Raw genomic sequence first — 20,228 nt, 5'->3', positions numbered from 1 at the left:
CGGACAGACAGGCGGCGGCGATGAGCCAAACCCTCGAGCAGCCCGACACCTCCCCGGGCCCCCAGCCGACCGACCCCCGGCCGAGCGCCCGGCGCACGCCGGGCAGCGTGCGCGAGCGCCAGGTCAGCGACTTCACCGCGCTGACCGCGCGGGTCCAGCAGGCCGGCCTGATGCGCCGCGCGTACGGCTACTACTGGTCCAAGCTCATCGGCCTCACCGCGGCCGGCCTCGGGCTCGCCGTGGCCTTCGTGCTCATCGGCAACACCTGGTGGCAGGTGATCACCGCCGTCGCGCTCGCCCTGCTGATGACCCAGATCGCCTTCCTCGGCCACGACGCCGCCCACCGCCAGATCTTCGTCTCGGGCAAGTGGAACGAGTGGGTCTCGCTCGTCGTCGTCAACCTCTTCACCGGCATGGGCCTGGGCTGGTGGAACCGCAAGCACAACAAGCACCACGCCGCGCCCAACAAGACCGGCGCCGACCCGGACCTGGAGTCCGGCGTGCTGGCGTTCACCCCCGACGCGGCGGCGGCGCGGCGCACCCGGCTCGGCCGGTGGCTCGCCACCAAGCAGGGCTACTTCTTCTACCCGCTGCTGCTCCTCGAGGGCGTCAACCTGCACGTCCAGGGAATCAAGCGGGTGCTGTCCCGGGGCGAGGTCAAGCGGCGCTGGGTCGAGCTGGCCTTCATCAGCGTCCGCGTGCTGAGCTACTTCGCGCTGGTCTTCCTCGTCCTCTCCCCGGGCAAGGCCGTGGTCTTCGTCGCCGTCCAGCTCGCCGTCTTCGGGCTCTACATGGGCCTGTCGTTCGCGCCGAACCACATCGGCATGCCGCTCGTCCCGCCGACGACCAAGATCGACTTCCTGCGCCGCCAGGTTCTGATGAGCCGCAACATCACCGGCGGCCGCTGGGTCGACACCTTCATGGGCGGGCTGAACTTCCAGGTCGAGCACCACCTCTTCCCCTCGATGGCCCGGCCCAACCTGCGCCGGGTCGCCCCGCTGGTCCGCGCGCACTGCGAGCAGCTCGGCGTGCGGTACACCGAGACCTCGATGGCCCAGTCCTTCCGGGCCGTCACCGCCTACATCAACCGGGTCGGCCGCGGCGGGCTGGACGTGTGGGCCTGCCCGCTGGCCGCCCAGTACCGGGTCTGAGGGTCGGCGCCCGCCGGCGACGGCGAGGGCTTGCTGGCCCCGGCGCCCGCCGGGCACCGTGGTCCCCATGACCGTCCCTCCCCCCGCCCGGCCCACCGTCGTCCTGGACTGCGACCCCGGGCACGACGACGCCCTCGCGCTCCTGGTCGCCGCCGGCCACCCCGGCGTGGACATCGCCGCGATCACCACCGTCGGCGGGAACCAGACGCTGGCCAAGGTCACCCGGAACGCCCGCGCGGTGGCCACGGTCGCCCGGCTCGCCGGCGTCCCGGTCGCCGCCGGCTGCGACCGGCCGCTGGTCGCCGACGCGGTCCTCACCGACCCGCGCACCCACGGCGAGTCCGGCCTGGACGGGCCGGTGCTGCCCGAGCCGACGGTCCCGCTGGACCCCCGGCACGGCGTCGACGTCATCGTCGAGACGGTCATGTCCCGGCCGGCCGGCACGGTCACGCTCGTGCCCACCGGGCCGCTGACGAACGTCGCCACGGCCGTGCGCCGCCAGCCGGCCATCGCCGGGCGGGTGGCCGCCGTCGTCCTCATGGGCGGCGGGTACACCAAGGGCAACGTCACCGCGGCGGCGGAGTTCAACATCTTCACCGACCCCGAGGCCGCGCACGTGGTCTTCACGGCGCCGTGGCCGGTGACCATGGTCGGGCTCGACCTGACCCACCAGGCGCTGGCGACGGCGGAGGTCGTGGCCCGGTTCCGCGCCCTCGGCACGACGGCGGGCCGCTTCGTGGTGGACATGCTCGACTTCTTTGGCCCGGCCTACCGGGCCAAGCAGGGCTTCCCGGCGCCGCCGGTGCACGACGTGTGCGCGCTCGCCCGCGTCCTGGACCCGGAGGTGATGACGGTGCGGCCGGCGCACGTGGCGGTGGAGCTGCGCGGGGAGCACACCCGCGGGATGACCGTGACCGACTTCGTCGGCCGCGACGGCCAGGAGCTGGACCACCGGGTGGCCACCGAGCTCGACGTCGACCGGTTCTGGGACCTGGTCCTCGGCGCGGTGGGTAACCTGGCGTAGCGGGCTACCGGGAGGACCGATGACCAGCACGAGCATGACCCCCGAGCAGGAGAACGGCTTCTACGCGGACCCGGACAACCAGACGCCCCAAGGGCCCCCGGTCCGCCGTCAGGCCAAGCTCAGCCAGCCTGTGCCCGTGCGGTTTCCCGAGGACCTGCTGAACGAGGTCCGAAGCCGTGCCGCCGCCGATGACCGTTCGGTCTCCAGCTGGATCCGACGGGCGGTCGAGCACGAGCTCGCTCGCGGCGCCAGCTGAACGTCGCCCCGTAGCGGTCCCCCACCGACGACGGGGCGCAGGCGATCGTCCGCGGGCCGGTCGCGTGTGCCCAGGCACGGGGCGCGTCCGCCGCGAGACGCCCCGGCCGGCGGGGGAGCGGACCGGTTACCCTGGCACCGCCGTCGTCCGCCTCGTCCCAGGAGCGCTGCAGTGGGCCAGATCGTCGTCGAGGTCATGCCGAAACCGGAGATCCTCGATCCGCAGGGCAAGGCCGTCGCCGGGGCGCTCGCGCGCCTGGGCCTGGCGGACTTCACCGCGGTGCGCCAGGGCAAGCGGTTCGAGCTCAGCGTCGACGGGCCGGTGACGCCGGAGCTGCTCGAGGCCGCCCGGCGCGCGGCGGAGAGCACGCTGTCCAACCCGATCATCGAGGACGTCGTCGGGGTCCGCGCGGAGCAGCCGCGGTGACCGGGGCGAGCGGCGCCCGGGTCGGCGTCGTGACCTTCCCCGGCAGCCTGGACGACCGCGACGCCGCCCGCGCCGTGCGCCTCGCCGGCGGGGAGCCGGTGCGGCTGTGGCACGGCGAGGAGGACCTGCGGGGGGTGGACGCCGTCGTCCTGCCCGGCGGGTTCTCCTACGGCGACTACCTCCGCGCCGGGGCCATCGCCGCGCACGCGCCGGTGATGGCCGAGGTCGTCCGGGCCGCCCACGCCGGGCTGCCGGTGCTCGGCATCTGCAACGGCTTCCAGGTGCTCTGCGAGGCGCACCTGCTGCCCGGCGCGCTGATCCGCAACGACCACCAGCGGTTCGTCTGCCGGGACCAGCAGCTCCGGGTGGAGAGCGTGGGCACCGCCTGGACCTCGGCCTTCGCGCCGGGGCAGGTCATCACCGTGCCGCTGAAGAACGGCGAGGGCGGCTTCGTCGCCGACGCCGCCACCCTGGACCGGCTGGAGGCGGCGGGACAGGTGGTCTTCCGCTACGTCGGCGGCAACCCCAACGGCTCGCTGCGGGACATCGCCGGCGTGCGCAACGAGCGCGGCAACGTCGTCGGGCTCATGCCGCACCCGGAGCACGCCGTCGAGCCGGGCTTCGGGCCGGACCTGCCGGGCCGCCCCCGCGCGGGGACCGACGGGCTGGGGCTGTTCGCCTCGGTGCTCGGCTCGCTCGTCGCCGCCTGAGGTCCGACGGCGACGGGGCGGCGGTCAGCCCAGCACCTCGGCCAGCGGGGTGACCGGCAGGTCGTGCGCGGCGGCCACCGGCGCGCACACCACCGCGCCGTCGGTGGTGTTCAGCCCGGCGGCCAGCGCCGGGTCCGCGCGCATCGCCGCCTGCCACCCGTGGTCGGCGAGGGCCACCGCGTAGGGCATGGTGACGTTGGTCAGGGCGTAGGTGGCGGTGTGCGGCACCGCGCCGGGCATGTTGGACACGCAGTAGAACTCGGTCTCGTGCACGCGGTAGGTCGGCTCGGAGTGGGTGGTGGGCCGCGACGACTCGAAGCAGCCGCCCTGGTCCACCGAGATGTCCACGACGACGCTGCCCGGCTTCATCCGGGCCACCTGCTCGTCGTCGACCAGGGTGGGGGCCCGCCCGCCGGGCACCAGGACGGCGCCGATCACCAGGTCGGCGTCGGCGACGGCGCGGGCCACCTCGTAGGAGTTGGACGCCACGGTCTGGCAGTGCCCCTGGTAGATGGCGTCGGCGTGCCGGAGCTTGGCGATGTCCTTGTCCAGCAGCAGCACCTCCGCCTGCATGCCCAGGGCGATGGCGGCGGCGTTCATCCCGGCCACCCCGGCGCCCAGCACGACGACCTTGGCGGCGTACACCCCGGACACCCCGCCGAGCAGCACCCCCCGCCCGCCCTGGGCGCTCATCAGGGTGTGCGCGCCGACCATCGGCGCCAGCCGGCCGGCGACCTCGCTCATCGGCGCGAGCAGCGGCAGGGCGCCGCCGGGGAGCTGGACGGTCTCGTAAGCGATCGCGGTGACCTGGCGGCGGAGCAGCTCGTGGGTGAGCGCCGGGTCGGCGGCGAGGTGGAGGTAGGTGAACAGGCACAGGCCGGGCCGGAGGTGGTCGAACTCCGCCGGGACCGGCTCCTTGACCTTCAGGACGAGCTCGCCGGCGGCCCAGACGTCGGCGGCGTCGGCCAGGATGCGGGCCCCGGCCGCCGCGTAGTCCTCGTCGGTGATGGCCGAGCCGATGCCGGCGCCGGCCTCGACGAGCACCTCGTGGCCGGACCGGACCAGCTCGTGGACGCCGGCCGGGGTGACGGCGACGCGCCGCTCGGAGTCCTTGACCTCGCGGGGCACCGCGACCCTCATGTGACCACATCCTCGTGCGGGGGACCGACCCTGCGGAGTCTAGGGCGACGGCGGCAGGTGGGCGTCCGGAACGGCGCGACGCCGGGTCGGAGGTGCCGGTGCTCCGCCGGTTCCCGGTTGCCGTCGAGGGTTGTGGCGCAGACCATAGTCCGTAATTGCCGAGCGACATCGGAAGGTCACCACATGCCACCCACCCGCGGGCTCGACGTCGGAAGCGCGGAGGCCCTGCTCGTCGTGGCGAGCGAGCCGAAGAAGGGGTACGACACCGCAGGAGCGCTGCACACGCTGCTGCCGGCCGCCGTCCTCCTCGACCTGGCCGACCACGGCCTGGTGACGATGGGGGAGGGGCGGGTGGCCCGCGTCGCCGGCGGTTCGCCGGAGGCAGCGCGCGGGTACGAACGCGCCGCGCTCGCGCTCGGCGAGCGGCTGGACGGGCGCCTGCCCGACGCCCTGTGGGCGATCACCGACGGGCTGCGGCCCCTGCCCCACGCCGTCGCCGCGGACCTCGTCGCCGAGGGCCGGGTCGCGAGCACGAAGAACACGCTGCTCAAGATGGACTTCGGCTACCGCTTCCCCGCCCTCGACACCGACTTCCGAGACGCCGTGCGCGCCCGGGTGCAGGAGGCGCTGGAGACCGGGGACCTCTCGACCGCGTTCGGGCGGACCGCGCTGCTCCTCGCCGCCGGGCACGTCGCCGCCCGGCTGTTCCCCGGCGTCGACACCGCACCGATGGACGCTGTCGCCAGCGGTGAGACCCCGGTCAGCGGCGCCGGGTTCACCGATGCCGCCACCCACGTCGTCGTCAACCAGCTCCTCACCACCGTCGTCCAGCAGATCGTCCTTCGGTAGCGCGGTCGCACCTCAGCGCCTCGGCGCACCTGCTCGCGGCTCCCCGGCCTCAGCGCCTCGGCGCACCTGCTCGACGCAGCTCCGGTCGAGGTCGGCGACGGCGACGTCGGGCATCCGCCGAGCGCCCGCGGGAGCGGTGCGTCCGTCGTGCCGACGATGGCACTGCTGCCGACCCGGGCCATCCTCTGCCCCAGGCCGGAACCTGCCCAGTCCGGCTCGTGGGGCCGCTGACAGACCACGAGAAGACCGTGACGCGTCGGGAGTGGCTGCCATACTCGGCCCGCCCGAGTCCCCGCCGAGCCCGACATCGCAAGGAGCGACGATGACCGACGCGAAGGACATGCTGCACGGCTACCTGCAGAGCTCGCGCGACGCCATGCTGTGGAAGCTCGAGGGCCTCTCGGAGCGGGACCTGCGCTGGCCCCGCACGCCGACCGGCACCAACCTGCTCGGCCTGGTCAAGCACCTCGCCGGCGTCGAGCTCGGCTACTTCGGGGACACCTTCGGGCGTCCCAGCCCGGTGGCGCTGCCGTGGCTGGCCGACGACGCGGAGGCCAACGCGGACATGTGGGCGACGGCGGAGGAGTCGGTGGAGTACGTGACCGACCTGTACCGCCGGGCCTGGGCGCACGCGGACGCGACCATCGCCGCCCTCGACCTCGACGCGCCCGGGCGGGTCCCCTGGTGGCGCCAGGGGGACGTCACCCTGCACCGGGTCCTCGTCCACGTCATCGCGGACACCGCCCGCCACGCCGGGCATGCCGACATCCTCCGCGAGCAGCTCGACGGCGCTGTCGGCCTGCGCGTGGGCGTGAGCAACCTGCCCGACGTCGACCGGCAGTGGTGGGAGGACTACGTCGCCCGCCTGCGGCGGGTCGCCGAGGGCGCTGCCGGGTAGGCAGAGCCGGCGGGACGGGGCTGCCGGGCGGGGCCTCCCCTGGCGGGGTCTACCCGGGCGGACGCTGCCCGGGCGCGCGCCGAGAAGGGCTGTTCTGCCGGCCCCGTCCGCCCCGGCAGCGGCCGTCCACACCCGCACCCGCGCGGTTGTGCGTATGTGCACAACCCTGTGGACAGCGGCGGTGGAAAAGTCGGCGTCACCTGACGCCGACCCGGCCGTCAGGGGACGGGTGCCGCCGTCGGTGGCTCGGCGACGCCGGGCCGGACGGCGCCCTGCAGGTGCGGCTTGCCCGAGCGCGGGTCCCACGCCGCGTAGCGCTGCCCGTCGGTTCCGAACGCGACCGTGGCGGGCAGCAGCACCGGCGTGGCGAACGTCGCGGTCCAGGTGAACCGCCCCTGGCGACCGGCGCCGGTCGCCGCCAGCGCCCGCGCGGCGGTGTACATGCCGTGCGCGATCGGGCGGGGGAAGCCGAACATCCGGGCGCCGAGGCGCGAGACGTGGATCGGGTTGCGGTCACCGGAGACCGCGGCGTACCGCTTGCCGACGTCGGCGCCCAGCCGCCACTGCGCCGTCGGGACCGCCGGCAGCGCGGGCGGCTCGGGCCGCTCGCGGGCCGGGCCGACGGCCAGGCCGGCCGGCGGGCGGCCCTTGGCGAGGTAGGTGGACACCCCCCGCCAGACCAGCTCCCCGGCGCCGGGGCCGGCGGTGACGGCGACGACGAGGTCCACCTCGGTGCCCCGGGCGTGCTGCCGGGCGTCCTGCGCCCAGGCCCGCACGGTGAACGTCTCGCCCAGGCGGGTCTGGCGGAGCACCTGCACGTGGTTGGCGACGTGCACCATGCCCAGCGCCGGCAGCGGGAAGTCCTCCCGGACGAGCACGGCCATCGCGAGCGGGAAGGCCAGGACGTGGACGTACCCGGCGGGCAGGACGTCGGTGCCGGGCTCGCCGAGGAGGTGCTGGTAGTCGGCGAGCTGCGCCGGGTCCGCCCGGACGCCGTCGACCCGCAGCACCACCGGCGGCAGCCCGCCGCCGGCGAGCACCGAGCGGCGGGCCAGCACCAGGCTGCGGGTGCGGCCCACCGCCCGGGTGTACAGCCGCCCGAGGGACGGCATGGTGGGCAGCACCTGCTCGCGGTACCCGGCCGGCGCCCCGACCGCCCCGACCACCGCGGCCCCGCCGCCCCGCGCCCCGGCCGCGTCCGCGTCCGCCGCCCCGGGCGGCCCGGGTGGGCCTGCCGGGGCGGCGGCAACGTCCGTCGGCACCGGCGCCGCCCGCCGGAGCGGCCGGCGCGGCCCGAGCCGGCCGCGCCCCGGTCCGCGACCCGGCTCCGGCCCGCCCCGCTCGGGCTGCCCGCCGGCGCTCACTGGCCCACCAGCAGCTGCCCGCACACCCGGAGCACCTGCCCGTCGATCCCGCCTGCCTGCGGGGACGCGAGGAAGGCGATGGCCTCGGCCACGTCCACCGGCTGCCCGCCCTGCTGCAAGGAGCTGGTGCGCCGGGAGACCTGCCGCGGCACCGGCGGGATGGAGGCGGTCATGTCGGTCTCGATGAACCCCGGCGCGACCGCGTTGACCGTCCCGCCCGGGATGGTTCCGGCCAGCGCCCGGGTCATCCCGATGATCCCCGCCTTGGCCGCCGCGTAGTTGGTCTGCCCGCGGTTGCCGGCGATGCCGGAGGTGGAGGCGAGGGAGATGATCCGCGGCGCCGCCCCGTCCCCGCCGAGGGCGCCCGGCGCGGCGAAGGTCTCGTTCATCCGCAGCGGCGCGTCGAGGTTGACCTTGAGCAGCCCCTCGAGCTTCTCCGGCGTCATGTTCGCCAGCAGCTTGTCCCGCAGGATGCCGGCGTTGTGCACGACGATGTCCAGGTGCCCGTACCGCGCCCGGGCGGCGCCGAGGATGCGCTCGGCGGCGTCCTCGGCGGTGACGTCGAGCAGCAGGGCGGTGCCGCGCACCTCGTTCATGACGGCGGTCAGCGAGTCCCCGGCCGCCGGCACGTCGATCCCGACCACGGTCGCGCCGTCGCGGGCCAGCACCCGGGCGACGGCGGCCCCGATGCCCCGGGCCGCGCCGGTCACCGCGGCCACCGTGCCGGCCAGCGGGCGCACCCAGCTGTCCGGCTCGCGGCCGCCGCCGGCGCCGACCGGGAGGAGCTGGCCGTCGACGAACGCCGAGCGGGCCGAGAGGAAGAACCGCAGCCCCCCGCGCGCCGAGGGGCTGGCCACGCCCACGCCGTCGGCCAGGACGAGGCCGTTGGCGGTGGCGCCGCCGCGCAGCTCCTTGGCGACCGAGCGCAGGAAGCCGTCCACGGCGTGCCGGGCCGCGGCGGTGGCGATCGCGCCCGCGTCGGTGGCGGCGGCGCCCGCCCCACCGGCGGCCGGCCCGCCGTGCACCCCCGCCCCGGCGGCCGGGCGGGACAGCGTGATCACCCGTGCCCCCGGGGCCAGCCGGCGCAGCACCGAGCCGAGCGTGAGCGCGGGGCCGGCGAGCTGGTCCGGGTGGCTCAGCCCGGTGAGCACGAGGACGACGGCGCCCCACCGGTCGTGCTGGCCGAGGCGGGTGTCCCGCCGCACGTCCAGGTCCCACCCGAGCAGCCCCTCGGCCACCGTGTCGGCGTCGCCGGTGGCGGCGTCGTCGGACAGGACCAGGACCGGGCCGGGGGTCAGCGGGACGTCCACCGCCGCCGGGTCGGTACGCCGCAGCCGGGCCGGGCGGGGCAGGCCGAGCCTCTTGGCCAGGGTGGCGGTCGGCCCGGAATTGACGAGCTCGAGGTAGGTGTCGGTCACGCCGCCTCCAGGATCATGGTGACGACCTGCCCGCCGGCGGCGCAGACCGAGATCAGGCCGCGGGCCGGCTGGCCGGGGCGGACCTCGGACTCCCCGCGCTCGTGCAGCAGCTTAGCCAGCGTCCCGACGATCCGGCCGCCGGTGGCGGCGAAGGGGTGGCCGGCGGCGAGGGAGGACCCGGTGACGTTGAGCCGGTCCCGGTCCACCGTGCCCAGCGCGCGGTCCCGCCCCAGCTTGCTGCGGCAGAAGTCCTCGTCCGCCAGCGCCGCCAGGTTGGCCAGCACGGTGGACGCGAAGGCCTCGTGGATCTCGACGAGGTCGAAGTCGGCCAGCGTCATGCCGTGGCGGTCCAGCAGCCGGGGGATGGCGTAGACGCCGCCCATGAGCAGGCCCTCCTCGCCGGTGACGAAGTCCACCGCGGCCGCCTGGGCGTCGACGACGTGGGCGAGGACCGGCAGGCCCCGGCCGGCCGCCCACTCGTCGGAGGAGAGCAGGACCACCGAGGCGCCGTCGGACAGCGGGGTGGAGTTCCCGGCGGTCATCGACGGCGCGGGGCCGTCCGGGCGGGCGGTGGCCGTGCCGAAGACCGGCTTGAGCTTGGCGAGCTTCTCCATCGAGGTGTCCGCGCGCAGCGACTCGTCCCGGGTCAGCCCGCGGTAGGGGGTGACCAGGTCGGTGAAGAAGCCGCGGTCGTAGGCGGCGGCGAGCCGCTGGTGGGAGGCGAGGGCGAGGGCGTCCTGGTCCTCCCGGCTGATGCCCCAGCGGGCGGTGGTCAGCGCCTGGTGCTCGCCCATGCTCAGCCCGGTGCGCGGCTCGGCGACGCCGGGGGCGATCGGCTTGAGGTCCCGCGGGCGCAGGGCGGCGAACGCCTTGACCCGGTCCTGCAGGGTCTTGGCCCGGGAGGCGGTGAGCAGGGCCTTGCGCAGCCGGTCGGAGACGACGACCGGGGCGTCGGAGGTGGAGTCCGTCCCGCCGCCGACGCCGACCTCGGCCTGGCCGAGGGCGATCTTGTTGGCGACGCCGACGACGGCCTCCATGCCGGTGCCGCAGGCGCGCTGGACGTCGTAGGCGGGCGTGCGGGGGTCCAGGGAGGACCCGAGCACCGCCTCGCGGGCGAGGTTGAAGTCCTTGGGGTGCTTGAGCACCGCGCCGGCCGACACCTCGTCCAGCCGCTCGCCGGCCAGGCCGTGGCGGGCGACCAGGCCCTCCAGGGCGACGGTGAGCATGTCCAGGTTCGTGGCGCCGGCGTACCGGCTGCCGGCCTTGGCGAAGGGGATGCGGTTGGCGCCGACGACCGCCGCGCGGCGGACGGTCGGGGCGGGGGGAGCAGACGTCACTTCTCGTCCTCCTGGCGAGGGGTCTCGGCGCCGGGACCTTGGTCATGGACCGGAACGGCACCATTGCGGTACCCACAGTACCTGATACTCTCGGTATCGTGATACCGATCACGGAACGGCCCGGGGTTGGCCCGGCCGACGGCGCCGCCCCGGCTGCTGCCGACGGCGGCCGGGTGCGCTGGGCCGACCGCCCCGGCTCCGCGGACGGCCGGTCGACCCGGTGGGCGGACCACCGCAGCTCGCGCCGCGCCGAGCTCGTCCGCGCCGCGACCCGGGTCGTGCACCACCGCGGGCCGGACGTGCCGATGGAGGAGATCGCCGCCGAGACCGGCACCTCCAAGTCCATCCTGTACCGCTACTTCTCCGACAAGGCGGGCCTGCAGGCAGCCGTCGGCCAGGCCGTGCTGGCCCAGATGGGCCAGGCGCTGGAGGATGCGGCGGCCGCTGCGAGCGGGCCCCGCGAGCGGATCTCCGCCATGGTCGAGGTCTACCTGGAGACGGTGGACTCCTCCCCGCACGTCTACCGCTTCGTCACCCGCACCGGCGCCGCGGCGAACGTGCTCCGCGGCTTCGTCGCCGAGGTGGCCGACCTCGTCGTCGACTCCCTGCTGCCCGCGCTCCGCGGCCCGGCCGACGGCCCGCCGGACGCCGCCACCCTCGCCGCCGCCCACCTGTGGGCCGCGGGGGTCGTCGGGCTGGTCCAGGGCGCCGCGGAGCGGTGGGTGGACGACCGCGAGGCGGCTGCCGAGGGGCCGGGGGACGCCGCCGGGCCAGGCGACGGCGGCGGGCCGGGCGACGCGGTCGGCGCGGCCGTGGCCGCGATGGACCGACGGCAGGTCGCCGACCACCTGACCAACTGGCTCTGGGACGGCGCGGTCGGCGTGACCCGCCGCTCCCGGCTCCGGCTCACCTGAGCCCACCGACCACCGACAGACGCCCCGACGACAGACCACCGCACCGCGAACCACCGCAGCGGGCACACCCGGACCAACCACCGACCACACCGCAGCACCCAGCACCCACGGCCCACCCGAGCCGACGACGACGCGAACCGGAGAGATCGTGACCAGCACCCTCGAACCCACCACCAGCCACTCGGCCACCACCCCGGCCAGCGCCGCCGCGACGGACGGCGTCGACGTCGCCGCCCTCGGCAAGGCCCTCGACGGGCGGTGGTGGCAGGTGCGCCGGGCGGCCCGGGACCTCGCCAGCGACCCCGCGCTGCAGAAGATCGAGGGCCTGCCCATGGCCGAGCACCGCGAGCGGGTCCTGGAGCAGGCCAAGGTCCTCGCCGCGCGCGGCGTCGTCCACCGCGCCTACCCCACCGAGCTGGGCGGCTCCGACGACCCGGGCGGCAACCTCGCCGGCTTCGAGGAGCTCGCCGTCCTCGACCCGTCCCTGCAGATCAAGGGCGGGGTGCAGTGGGGGCTGTTCGGCTCGGCGATCCTGCACCTGGGCACCGCCGAGCACCACCGGCGCTGGCTCCCTGGCGCGCTCGACCTGACCCTGCCCGGCGTGTTCGCGATGACCGAGGTCGGGCACGGCTCCGACGTCGCCTCCCTCGCCACCACCGCGACGTACGACCCGGCCACCGAGGAGTTCGTCATCCACACCCCGACGACGGCGGCCCGCAAGGAGTACCTCGGCAACGCCGCCCTGCACGGCGTGGCCGCCGTCGTCTTCGCCCAGCTCATCACGGGCGGGGTGAACCACGGCGTGCACGCCTTCTTCGTCCCCGTCCGCGAGACCGGCCCGGACGGGCAGCTGCACCTGCTGCCCGGCGTCGGCGCGTCCGACGACGGCCTCAAGGGCGGCCTGAACGGGGTGGACAACGGCCGGCTGTGGTTCGACCACGTCCGGGTGCCCCGCACCAACCTGCTCAGCCGCTACGGCGACGTCGCCCCGGACGGCACCTACAGCTCGCCCATCGCCAGCCCGGGCCGGCGGTTCTTCACCATGCTCGGCACCCTCGTCCAGGGCCGGGTCTCCCTCTCCGGGGCCGGCGTCGTGGTGGCCAAGATGGCGCTCGCCATCGCGATCAGCTACGGCAACCAGCGCCGCCAGTTCACCGGCGGGGACGACCGCGAGGAGGTCGTGCTGATGGACTACCAGCAGCACCAGCGGCGGCTGCTGCCGCTGCTGGCCCGGACCTACGCCGCCGCCTTCGCCCAGCACGAGCTCCTGGACCGCTTCCACGACGTCTTCTCCGGCGCGCACGACACCGACGAGGACCGCCAGGACCTGGAGACCCTGGCCGCCGCGGCCAAGCCGCTGAACACCTGGCTGGCCCTGCAGACCCTGCAGGAGGCCCGCGAGGCGTCCGGCGGGGCGGGGTTCATGGCGGAGAACCGCCTGGTCGGGCTGCGCCAGGACATGGACGTCTACGTCACCTTCGAGGGCGACAACAACGTTCTCCTCCAGCTCGTCGGTAAGCGCCTGCTCACCGACTACGGCCGGGGCCTGGCCAAGATCGACATCGCCGGCGCCGCCCGGTACGTCGCCGCCCGGGCCGCCGACATGACCCTGCACCGCACCCCGCTGCGCCGCGCCGCCCAGTCCATCCGGGACACCGGCTCCCGGGCCCGGTCCGCCGGGCACCTGCGGGCGGCCGACACCCAGCGCGAGCTGCTCGAGGACCGGGTGGAGGCGATGGTCGCCGAGATCGCAACGGCGCTGCGCCCGGCCCGGGACGCCTCCCCGGCCCAGGCCGCCGACCTGTTCAACGCCCACCAGCACGCGCTGATCGAGGCGGCCCGCGCGCACGCCGAGCTGCTCCAGTGGGAGGCGTTCACCGCCGCCCTGCCCACCATCCGCGACGAGCGCACCCGCGAGGTCCTCACCACCGTGCGGGACCTGTACGGGCTGACCCTCATCGAGCAGAACCTGGCCTGGTACCTGATGAACGGGCGGATCTCGGCCCAGCGGGCCAAGACCGTGACGAGCTACGTCGACCGGCTGCTGGCCCGGCTGCGGCCGCACGCCCAGGACCTCGTCGACGCCTTCGGCTACGGGCCCGAGCACCTGCGGGCCACCATCGCCACCGACGTGGAGGCCGAGCGGCAGCGGGAGGCCCGCGAGTACGCCCGCCGCCAGCGCGCGGCCGGGCTGGAGCCGGTCAACGAGAAGGAGCTGCGCGCCAACGCCGAGCGGGCCGGCGCGGCGGCGCCGGCCGCCGGCTGACCCGGCCTGGTCGGCGGCGGCACCAACGTCCCGACGGCGGTGCCGGGTCGGTCTCCCGACGGCGGTGCCGCCGGATCGTTCTCCCGACGGCGTCCGCCGGGCCGGTCGCCGTCGGGCAGTCCCGGCCGGGTCGGCGTCCCGCCGCCCACCCCCGGCTCTGGTTGCGGCGCCCGCGCCCGGCCCCGACCCTGAGGTATGGCTGAGGACTACGACGTCATCGTGATCGGTGGCGGCTCGACCGGGGAGAACGCCGCCGACTACGCCCACCGCGGCGGCCTGCGGGTGGCGCTGGTGGAGGAGGCGCTCGTCGGCGGGGAGTGCTCCTACTACGCGTGCATGCCCTCCAAGGCGTTGCTCCGCCCGCCCGCGGCGCTCGCCGCGGCCCGCCGGGTCGAGGGCGCCGCGGCCGCCGTCACCGGCCAGCTCGACGTGCCCGGCGTGCTCCGCCGGCGCACCTCCTTCACCCACGACTGGGACGACGGCAGCCAGGTCCAGTGGGCCGAGGGTGCCGGCCTGGACCTGATCCGCGGGCGGGCCCGGCTTGCCGGCGAGCGGCGGGTGGCGTTCACCGGGACCGACGGCGGCCCGGAGCGTGAGCTCACCGCCCGGCACGCCGTCGTGCTCGCCACCGGCTCCGAGCCGGCCGTCCCGCCGATCGAGGGCCTTAACGGCATCCGGTACTGGACCACCCGCGAGGCGACCGCGGCGGACGAGGTGCCCGACCGGCTCCTCGTCATCGGTGCCGGCGCCGCCGGCACCGAGCTGGCCCAGGCCTACGCCCGCCTCGGCGCCCAGGTCACCGTCCTGGCCCGGTCCACCGTGCTGGCCGCGCTGCCCGAGCCGGTCGGCCAGGCGGTCACCGCCGCCCTGGCCGGCGACGGCGTCGACGTCCACGCCGGCGCCGCCGTCCAGCGGGTCGCCCGGCCGGAGGGCGACGGCGGCCCGGTCGTCGTGCACCTGGCCGACGGCGGGTCGGTGGTCGGGGACGAGCTGCTGGTGGCCACCGGGCGCCGCCCGCGCACGGCCGGGCTGGGGCTGGCGAGCGTCGGTGAGGACCCGGGCGACGGCGCCGCGCTGGAGGTGGACGAGACCGGCTTGGTCACCGGGGTGCCCGGGCAGTGGCTCTACGCCGCCGGCGACGTCACCGGGCACGCGCCGCTGACCCACATGGGCAAGTACGCCGCCCGCGTCGTCGGGGACGCCATCGTCGCCCGGGCCGCGGCCGGGCAGGGGCCCGGCGCCGACGGCCGAGCCGGCGGCCAGGAGAGCAAGCCGGACGACGGCGACGCGGGCCACCGGGACGATGCCGGGGCCGGCGGCCGGGACGACAAGCCGGACGGCGGGGCCGGCCACCCGGACGGCAAGCCGCGCTGGGCGCCGGACCCTGCACGCCCGCCTGCCTGGGCCCACGCGGACCAGGCCCCGCCCCGGTGGAGCCCCTGGTCCGCCGACTCCCTGGACACGGCCGTGACCCAGACCGTCTTCACCGACCCGGGCGTCGCGCAGGTGGGGCTGACCGCGGAGGCGGCCCGCGAGCGGGGGATCGCCGTCCGCACCGTCGAGCAGGACATCGGTGCCGTGGCCGGCGCGGCGGTGCTGGCCGACGGCTACGCCGGGTGGGCGCAGCTCGTCATCGACGACGAGCGGGACGTCGTGCTCGGCGCGACCTTCGTCGGCCAGGAGGTGGTGGAGATGCTGCACGCGGCGACGGTCGCCGTCGTGGGGGAGGTGCCGCTCGGCCGGCTCTGGCACGCCGTGCCCGCCTACCCCACGGTGAGCGAGGTGTGGTTGCGGCTGCTCGAGGCCGACCGCGCCCGCTGACCAGGCAGGGCCGTCAGGACCGATCGAGCCGGTGTTCGCCGAGGTCCTGGTCCGGTCATGGCTGTGGAAACCGACCGGACCGAAGAAGCGGTCGAGGGCAGACGACGGGTCGTGCTGATCGCGGGCGGGCAGATCGCCGAGCGCGGCGCGCGCGAGCGCGCGGAGGCCCTCCCTCTCGCGCCGCCATGCAGTGGTGCGGCTGTCAGGGCACAGCGGGGCGGACTGATCAGGTGAGCGCCTCGTGGTCACGATCGTGGCGATTGGTCATCGCCGCCCTCGCCGGCATAGCGGCGGGCGCGATCGGCCGCGGGTTCCTCCCGCCGTTCGTCCTGGACGACCCCTTCTGGCGCGCCTTCTGGGCCGGGCCGCCAGCGGCCGGCGTGTTCGCCCTCGCCGGCGCCGGCGTCGCCTACGGCGCGGCCAGGACCGCCACCAAGACAGCCCGACGCGGCGCCGAGCGTCAGGAGTGGTGGGACCGAGCGGAGTGGGCGATGAACCTGGCCCGGTCCAAGAAGGAGATCGATCGAGTGATCGCGCTGCGGGCGCTCATCGCTCTGGCCGGCGAAGCCACTGCGGTCGAGGCAGAGATGGTGGTCGCCGTGACGGAAGCCGTCGTAGGCGACGATGACGTAGACAGCAGCAGTCCGACAGCGAAGAATGAGCGGAGGAGGTGGTGGTCGTGACGGAGAAGAAGTGGCCGAGCGCCTTCGCCCGAGCGATCGCCGCAGGCGAGGCCGACCCGATCACTCCCGAGGAGCGCGAGCTGGTGGCGATCCTCCGCCGGCGTTTCGAGGAGAGGTTCGGGAAGGACTTCGGCAGCGACGTCACGGGGGATTTTGAGGCGAAGCCCAGGCGGATGACGCGCTCGGAGCGCAAGCGGCGGGCGCGCAAGAGCGCCTAGCGAAGACGACCCCGAGAGGGACCGCACCCGCGTTGGGGTGCGGTCCCTCTCTGCGGCAGCTCAGGCCGCGGCATGCACGTCGCGGCAGCGCAGCACGTGCTGGCCGCCTCGGGTCTGCTCGAGACCTGCAACGTGCTGTCCGTACAGCAGCACGGCCAGGTAGCGGCTGCTCACAGGTCCTCCAGGAGGTCGGAGAGCTCGCTGTTGCGACGCTGCGGTGTGACGGTGAGGTCCAGACCGAGCGCGTCGAGGGTGTCGAGGACCTTGCCGAGCTCGGCCCGTTGCCCCTGCCCGCGCTCGAGCGTGATGAGCCATCGGCGACTGACGCCGGCGCGCTCGGCGAGCTGGTTCTGGGTGAGTCCCTCGCGCGTGCGGGCGCCGCGGATCGCCGCCCCGATCTGGGCGGGTGTGGTGAACGCGATGTCGGCCATGCAGGTGATCGTACGTGCACATTGGCTGGATGTGCAAGAACGGTAACCCCTGTCAGGGGTGCACGAGCGGTTACACCCGGTCCCCATGTGTTGCCCGGCAGGTCAGCCAGGACCTCCTCGGCGTCGCCAACGTCCCCGCCAGCGGGCGTGACGGCGTGCCCGCCCCGGCCGGGAATAGCGGGTAGCGTGGGCGACGACCACCGACACGGGGTGCCCCGCGGGGCTGAGATCACACCCGTCGAACCTGATCTAGTTCGTACTAGCGAAGGGATGTCGCGCATGACGCGCACGCCAGAAGACCTCATCGACTTCACCTGCTCGGCGCTGGACGGGGTGCGCGCCCAGGCGCCCCTCGTGCACTCCATCACCAACGGCGTGGTGATGAACTTCACCGCCAACGCGCTGCTCGCGCTCGGGGCCGCGGCCGCGATGGTGGACATCCCGGGGGAGGCCGGCCCGTTCGCGCGGGTCGCCTCGGGGCTGCTCGTGAACCTGGGGACCCCGGCCGCCGAGGAGCGGGAGGCGATGCTCGAGGCGGTGACGGCGGCGAACGAGGCGGGGACGCCGTGGGTGCTCGACCCGGTCGCGGTCGGCTCGCTGCCCGTCCGCACGCCGCTCGGCCACACCCTGCGGGACCTGTGCCCCACCGTGGTGCGGGGCAACGCGTCCGAGATCATCGCGGTGACCGGCTCGGGTGCGGGCGGCCGCGGCGTCGACGCGTCCGACGGCGTGGACGCAGCCGTGGCGCCCGCCCGCTCGCTCGCGCAGACCACCGGGGGAGTCGTCGCGATCTCCGGGCCGGTCGACGTCGTCACCGACGGGCGGGACCTGGTCCGGATCGCCAACGGCGACGCGCTGCTCACGCGGATCACCGGCGGCGGGTGCGCCCTCGGCGCGGTGATGGCCGCCTTCGCCGCCGTCGACGCGGACAGGTTCGCCACCACGGTCGCCGCGGTCACCGTCTACACGGTCGCCGCCGAGCTCGCCGCGGCCCGCGCGACCGGTCCCGGGAGCTTCGGCGTCGCGTTCCTCGACGCGCTCGCCGCCGTCGACGCGGACGCGGTCCGCGACCGGGCGGCGATCTCGTGAGCACCGACCTGTCGCTGTACCTGGTGACGGACTCCCGCCTCGCCGCGGCGGCCGGTCACGACGTGGTCGAGCTGGTGCGCGCCGCGGTCGACGGCGGGGTGACGGCGGTGCAGGTGCGGGAGAAGGATGCCCCCGCGCGGGCGTTCCTCGACACGGTGCTGCGCGTGGCCGACGTCGTCCCGCCGCCGGTGGCCATCCTCGTCAACGACCGGGTGGACGTGTTCCTCGCCGCCCGAGCCGCGGGTGCCCCGGTCGCCGGGGTGCACGTGGGGCAGGCGGACCTCCCGGTGGACGCGGTGCGCGCGATGATCGGCGCGGACGCGACCCTCGGGCTGAGCGCCGCCACCGACAAGCAGCTGGCGGCCGCCGCGGCCAGCCCCGCACGGGTCGACTACGTCGGCATCGGTGCGCTGCACGCCACCGCCACCAAGCAGGACGCCCCGGCGCCGCTCGGCCACCCGGAGCTCGCCCGGCTGGTGGCCGCGAGCGGGCTGCCCGCCGTCGCGATCGGCGGCGTGCGGCCAGCCGACCTGCCGGCGATCCGGGCCGCCGGGGCGGCCGGGGCCGCCGTCGTCTCGGCGATCTGCTCCGCACCCGACCCCGCGGCCGCGGCCCGCGAGCTGCGGGTGGCGTGGGAGGGGGCCGCGTGAGGGGGCCGGTGCGGGTCCCGCGGGTGCTGAGCATCGCCGGCACCGACCCGACCGGCGGCGCGGGCATCCAGGCCGACCTGAAGAGCATCGCCGCGAACGGCGGCTACGGCATGGCCGTGGTCACCGCCCTGGTCGCCCAGAACACCCGCGGAGTGCGCTCGGTGCACGTGCCGCCCGTGCGCTTCCTCGCCGAGCAGCTGGACGCGGTGTCGGACGACGTCGAGATCGACGCGGTCAAGATCGGCATGCTCGCGACGACGGAGGTCATCCAGACGGTGCGGGCCTGGCTGGACCGGGTGCGCCCGCCGGTGGTGGTGCTCGACCCGGTCATGGTCGCCACCAGCGGCGACCGCCTCCTCGACCAGGACGCCGAGACCGCGCTGCGCGACCTCGCCGCCGGCGCCCACCTGCTCACCCCGAACGTCCCTGAGCTGGCGATCCTCGCCGAGGAGCCGCCCGCGACCGACTGGCAGACGGTCCTGGCCCAGGCCGGCCGGGTCTCGGCGCGCTACCGCGCCCGGGTGCTCGCCAAGGGCGGGCACCTCGCGGGGGACAGCTCGCCCGACGCGCTCGTCGACGCCACCGGCGCCGCGGTCCGGGTCGTGGAGTTCCCCGGCGTCCGGGTCGACACGACCAGCACGCACGGCACCGGCTGCTCCCTCTCCTCCGCCGTCGCCACCCGGTACCCCGCCTCCGGCGACTGGGCGACGGCGGCCGCGGAGTCCAAGCGCTGGCTCACTGAGAGCATCCGGCACGGCGCCGACCTCGAGGTCGGTTCCGGGCACGGGCCGGTGAGCCACTTCGCCGGGCTCTGGGCGCGCGGCGGCCTCGCCACCCGCCCCACCCCGGAGGAGGTCGCGACCTGCTGGTGGGAGCACATCGGCGACCTCCGGACGGGCATCGACGAGCTGCCGTTCGTCCGCGGGCTCGGCGACGGCACCCTCGACCGGGCCGCGTTCGGCTGGTACCTCACCCAGGACGCCCTCTACCTGCGGGACTACTCCCGGGTCCTCGCCGAGGCCAGCCGGCTCGCCCCCACCGCCGAGGAGCAGTCGTTCTGGGCGGCGAGCGCCGACGGGGCGATCGCGGGAGAGCTGCAGCTGCACGAGCGGTGGCTCCCGCCGGGCGCCATGGCCGCCGCGGAGCCGAGCGCCACTACGACCGCCTACCTGAACCACCTGCTCGCGGCGGCCGCCCGCGGGGACTACCGGGTGCTGGTCGCGGCGGTGCTGCCCTGCTTCTGGCTCTACCACGACGTCGGGACCCGGCTGCACCTGCTCGCACACGCCGAGCACCCCTACCGTCCCTGGCTCGACACGTACGCGGACGAGGCGTTCGCGGCCGCGACCCAGCGCGCCGTCGGCATCGTCACGCGCGCCGCCGCGGCGGCCGACGAGGCCACCAGGGCCGCGATGCGCGAGGCGTTCCGGCTCTCGGCCGCCCACGAGCACGCCTTCTTCGCCGCGCCCCAGGCGCTGCTCGACGCTTCGGGAGGGCAGGCGGGCTGAGGGCCGCCGGCGGCGGGACGGGCGGCCCGCCGTCGCCGGCCACGCCCCCCCGGCCGCGGGACGGACGCCCCCGCG

The 20,228-nt window shown here is 75.7% G+C and carries 20 protein-coding genes and 1 riboswitch; of the genes, 15 read left to right on the top strand and 5 right to left on the bottom strand.

Annotated features, from left to right (window positions below):
• The first annotated feature begins 20 nt into the window (after window positions 1-20).
• From MF406_RS17175 to purQ, 5 genes are all read left to right on the top strand, one after another.
• The gene (locus tag MF406_RS17175; protein ID WP_242895818.1) at window positions 21-1,151 is read left to right on the top strand and encodes an acyl-CoA desaturase; all 1,131 of its coding nucleotides are present in this window, start codon (window positions 21-23) and stop codon (window positions 1,149-1,151) included.
• Between the two features lie 67 nt (window positions 1,152-1,218).
• Window positions 1,219-2,175 carry a nucleoside hydrolase gene (locus MF406_RS17170; protein ID WP_242895817.1) on the top strand — a complete coding sequence of 319 codons (957 nt, stop codon included), beginning with the start codon at window positions 1,219-1,221 and terminating at the stop codon, window positions 2,173-2,175.
• Between the two features lie 19 nt (window positions 2,176-2,194).
• On the top strand, window positions 2,195-2,431 hold the full coding sequence (locus MF406_RS17165) for a YlcI/YnfO family protein (protein WP_242895816.1): 237 nt from the start codon (window positions 2,195-2,197) through the stop codon (window positions 2,429-2,431).
• Window positions 2,432-2,602: 171 nt separating this feature from the next.
• On the top strand, window positions 2,603-2,857 hold the full coding sequence (locus MF406_RS17160) for a phosphoribosylformylglycinamidine synthase subunit PurS (protein WP_242895815.1): 255 nt from the start codon (window positions 2,603-2,605) through the stop codon (window positions 2,855-2,857).
• Window positions 2,854-3,567: a phosphoribosylformylglycinamidine synthase subunit PurQ gene (purQ, locus tag MF406_RS17155; RefSeq protein WP_242895814.1), complete on the top strand. Its 714-nt coding sequence runs from the start codon at window positions 2,854-2,856 to the stop codon at window positions 3,565-3,567. The genes MF406_RS17160 and purQ overlap by 4 nt, the downstream gene beginning before the upstream one ends.
• A gap of 24 nt (window positions 3,568-3,591) precedes the next feature.
• Here purQ and ald read toward each other — a convergent pair whose 3' ends face one another.
• On the bottom strand, window positions 3,592-4,707 hold the full coding sequence (ald, locus tag MF406_RS17150; protein ID WP_242895813.1) for an alanine dehydrogenase: 1,116 nt from the start codon (window positions 4,705-4,707) through the stop codon (window positions 3,592-3,594).
• Between the two features lie 183 nt (window positions 4,708-4,890).
• On the opposite strand from ald, the gene MF406_RS17145 reads away from it, so the two are divergent.
• Together MF406_RS17145 and MF406_RS17140 are read left to right on the top strand one after the other, a co-directional pair.
• Window positions 4,891-5,556, top strand: a complete 666-nt coding sequence (locus MF406_RS17145) for a GPP34 family phosphoprotein (protein ID WP_242895812.1) — start codon at window positions 4,891-4,893, stop codon at window positions 5,554-5,556.
• A gap of 322 nt (window positions 5,557-5,878) precedes the next feature.
• Window positions 5,879-6,454, top strand: a complete 576-nt coding sequence (locus tag MF406_RS17140) for a DinB family protein (RefSeq protein WP_242895811.1) — start codon at window positions 5,879-5,881, stop codon at window positions 6,452-6,454.
• A 218-nt stretch (window positions 6,455-6,672) separates the two neighbouring features.
• On the opposite strand, the gene MF406_RS17135 is transcribed toward MF406_RS17140, so the two are convergent.
• The 3 genes from MF406_RS17135 to MF406_RS17125 all read right to left on the bottom strand — a co-directional run bounded on the left by MF406_RS17135 (window position 6,673) and on the right by MF406_RS17125 (window position 10,573).
• Window positions 6,673-7,716, bottom strand: a complete 1,044-nt coding sequence (locus MF406_RS17135; RefSeq protein WP_242895810.1) for a MaoC/PaaZ C-terminal domain-containing protein — start codon at window positions 7,714-7,716, stop codon at window positions 6,673-6,675.
• A gap of 98 nt (window positions 7,717-7,814) precedes the next feature.
• A complete protein-coding gene (locus tag MF406_RS17130; protein WP_242895809.1) occupies window positions 7,815-9,236 on the bottom strand; it encodes a 3-oxoacyl-ACP reductase in 1,422 nt (473 codons plus the stop codon).
• Window positions 9,233-10,573 (bottom strand): acetyl-CoA C-acetyltransferase, encoded by a 1,341-nt coding sequence (locus MF406_RS17125; protein ID WP_242895808.1) that lies wholly within the window; start codon window positions 10,571-10,573, stop codon window positions 9,233-9,235. The genes MF406_RS17130 and MF406_RS17125 overlap by 4 nt, the downstream gene beginning before the upstream one ends.
• A gap of 98 nt (window positions 10,574-10,671) precedes the next feature.
• Between MF406_RS17125 and MF406_RS17120 the strand changes: the two genes are divergently transcribed.
• The 5 genes from MF406_RS17120 to MF406_RS17100 all read left to right on the top strand — a co-directional run bounded on the left by MF406_RS17120 (window position 10,672) and on the right by MF406_RS17100 (window position 16,475).
• Complete coding sequence (locus MF406_RS17120) at window positions 10,672-11,487, top strand: TetR/AcrR family transcriptional regulator (RefSeq protein WP_242895807.1); 816 nt, start codon at window positions 10,672-10,674, stop codon at window positions 11,485-11,487.
• A 145-nt stretch (window positions 11,488-11,632) separates the two neighbouring features.
• Window positions 11,633-13,753, top strand: coding sequence for an acyl-CoA dehydrogenase (locus tag MF406_RS17115; RefSeq protein ID WP_371744678.1), 2,121 nt, complete (start codon window positions 11,633-11,635; stop codon window positions 13,751-13,753).
• 195 nt (window positions 13,754-13,948) lie between these two features.
• Window positions 13,949-15,574 (top strand): NAD(P)/FAD-dependent oxidoreductase, encoded by a 1,626-nt coding sequence (locus tag MF406_RS17110; protein WP_242895805.1) that lies wholly within the window; start codon window positions 13,949-13,951, stop codon window positions 15,572-15,574.
• 230 nt (window positions 15,575-15,804) lie between these two features.
• Complete coding sequence (locus MF406_RS17105; protein ID WP_242895804.1) at window positions 15,805-16,257, top strand: hypothetical protein; 453 nt, start codon at window positions 15,805-15,807, stop codon at window positions 16,255-16,257.
• Window positions 16,254-16,475: a hypothetical protein gene (locus MF406_RS17100; RefSeq protein ID WP_242895803.1), complete on the top strand. Its 222-nt coding sequence runs from the start codon at window positions 16,254-16,256 to the stop codon at window positions 16,473-16,475. The genes MF406_RS17105 and MF406_RS17100 overlap by 4 nt, the downstream gene beginning before the upstream one ends.
• Before the next feature lie 170 nt (window positions 16,476-16,645).
• Here the strand turns inward: MF406_RS17100 and MF406_RS17095 are convergent, their stop codons facing one another.
• A complete protein-coding gene (locus tag MF406_RS17095; RefSeq protein WP_242895802.1) occupies window positions 16,646-16,906 on the bottom strand; it encodes a helix-turn-helix domain-containing protein in 261 nt (86 codons plus the stop codon).
• Between the two features lie 196 nt (window positions 16,907-17,102).
• Window positions 17,103-17,194, top strand: a riboswitch (TPP riboswitch).
• Between MF406_RS17095 and thiM the strand changes: the two genes are divergently transcribed.
• The 3 genes from thiM (at window position 17,186) to MF406_RS17080 (ending at window position 20,153) form a co-directional block, all read left to right on the top strand.
• On the top strand, window positions 17,186-17,995 hold the full coding sequence (gene thiM / locus MF406_RS17090) for a hydroxyethylthiazole kinase (protein ID WP_242895801.1): 810 nt from the start codon (window positions 17,186-17,188) through the stop codon (window positions 17,993-17,995). Its footprint overlaps the riboswitch before it by 9 nt.
• Window positions 17,992-18,645, top strand: coding sequence for a thiamine phosphate synthase (gene thiE, locus MF406_RS17085; protein WP_242895800.1), 654 nt, complete (start codon window positions 17,992-17,994; stop codon window positions 18,643-18,645). The genes thiM and thiE overlap by 4 nt, the downstream gene beginning before the upstream one ends.
• Complete coding sequence (locus tag MF406_RS17080; protein ID WP_242895799.1) at window positions 18,642-20,153, top strand: bifunctional hydroxymethylpyrimidine kinase/phosphomethylpyrimidine kinase; 1,512 nt, start codon at window positions 18,642-18,644, stop codon at window positions 20,151-20,153. The genes thiE and MF406_RS17080 overlap by 4 nt, the downstream gene beginning before the upstream one ends.
• Window positions 20,154-20,228: the final 75 nt, after the last annotated feature.

The organism is Georgenia sp. TF02-10, assembly GCF_022759505.1.
Taxonomy (GTDB): Bacteria; Actinomycetota; Actinomycetes; order Actinomycetales; family Actinomycetaceae; genus TF02-10.
This window is presented reverse-complemented; position numbering and strand designations above follow the sequence as displayed.

Excerpts from the sequence above, each read along its gene's own strand:
- MF406_RS17140 (WP_242895811.1), top strand. The coding sequence starts at position 5,879 with ATGACCGACGCGAAGGACATGCTGCACGGCTACCTGCAGAGCTCGCGC.
- MF406_RS17170 (WP_242895817.1), top strand. The coding sequence starts at position 1,219 with ATGACCGTCCCTCCCCCCGCCCGGCCCACCGTCGTCCTGGACTGCGAC.
- ald (WP_242895813.1), bottom strand. The coding sequence starts at position 4,707 with ATGAGGGTCGCGGTGCCCCGCGAGGTCAAGGACTCCGAGCGGCGCGTC.
- MF406_RS17145 (WP_242895812.1), top strand. The coding sequence starts at position 4,891 with ATGCCACCCACCCGCGGGCTCGACGTCGGAAGCGCGGAGGCCCTGCTC.
- thiM (WP_242895801.1), top strand. The coding sequence starts at position 17,186 with ATGACGCGCACGCCAGAAGACCTCATCGACTTCACCTGCTCGGCGCTG.
- MF406_RS17095 (WP_242895802.1), bottom strand. The coding sequence starts at position 16,906 with ATGGCCGACATCGCGTTCACCACACCCGCCCAGATCGGGGCGGCGATC.
- MF406_RS17165 (WP_242895816.1), top strand. The coding sequence starts at position 2,195 with ATGACCAGCACGAGCATGACCCCCGAGCAGGAGAACGGCTTCTACGCG.
- MF406_RS17175 (WP_242895818.1), top strand. The coding sequence starts at position 21 with ATGAGCCAAACCCTCGAGCAGCCCGACACCTCCCCGGGCCCCCAGCCG.
- MF406_RS17110 (WP_242895805.1), top strand. The coding sequence starts at position 13,949 with ATGGCTGAGGACTACGACGTCATCGTGATCGGTGGCGGCTCGACCGGG.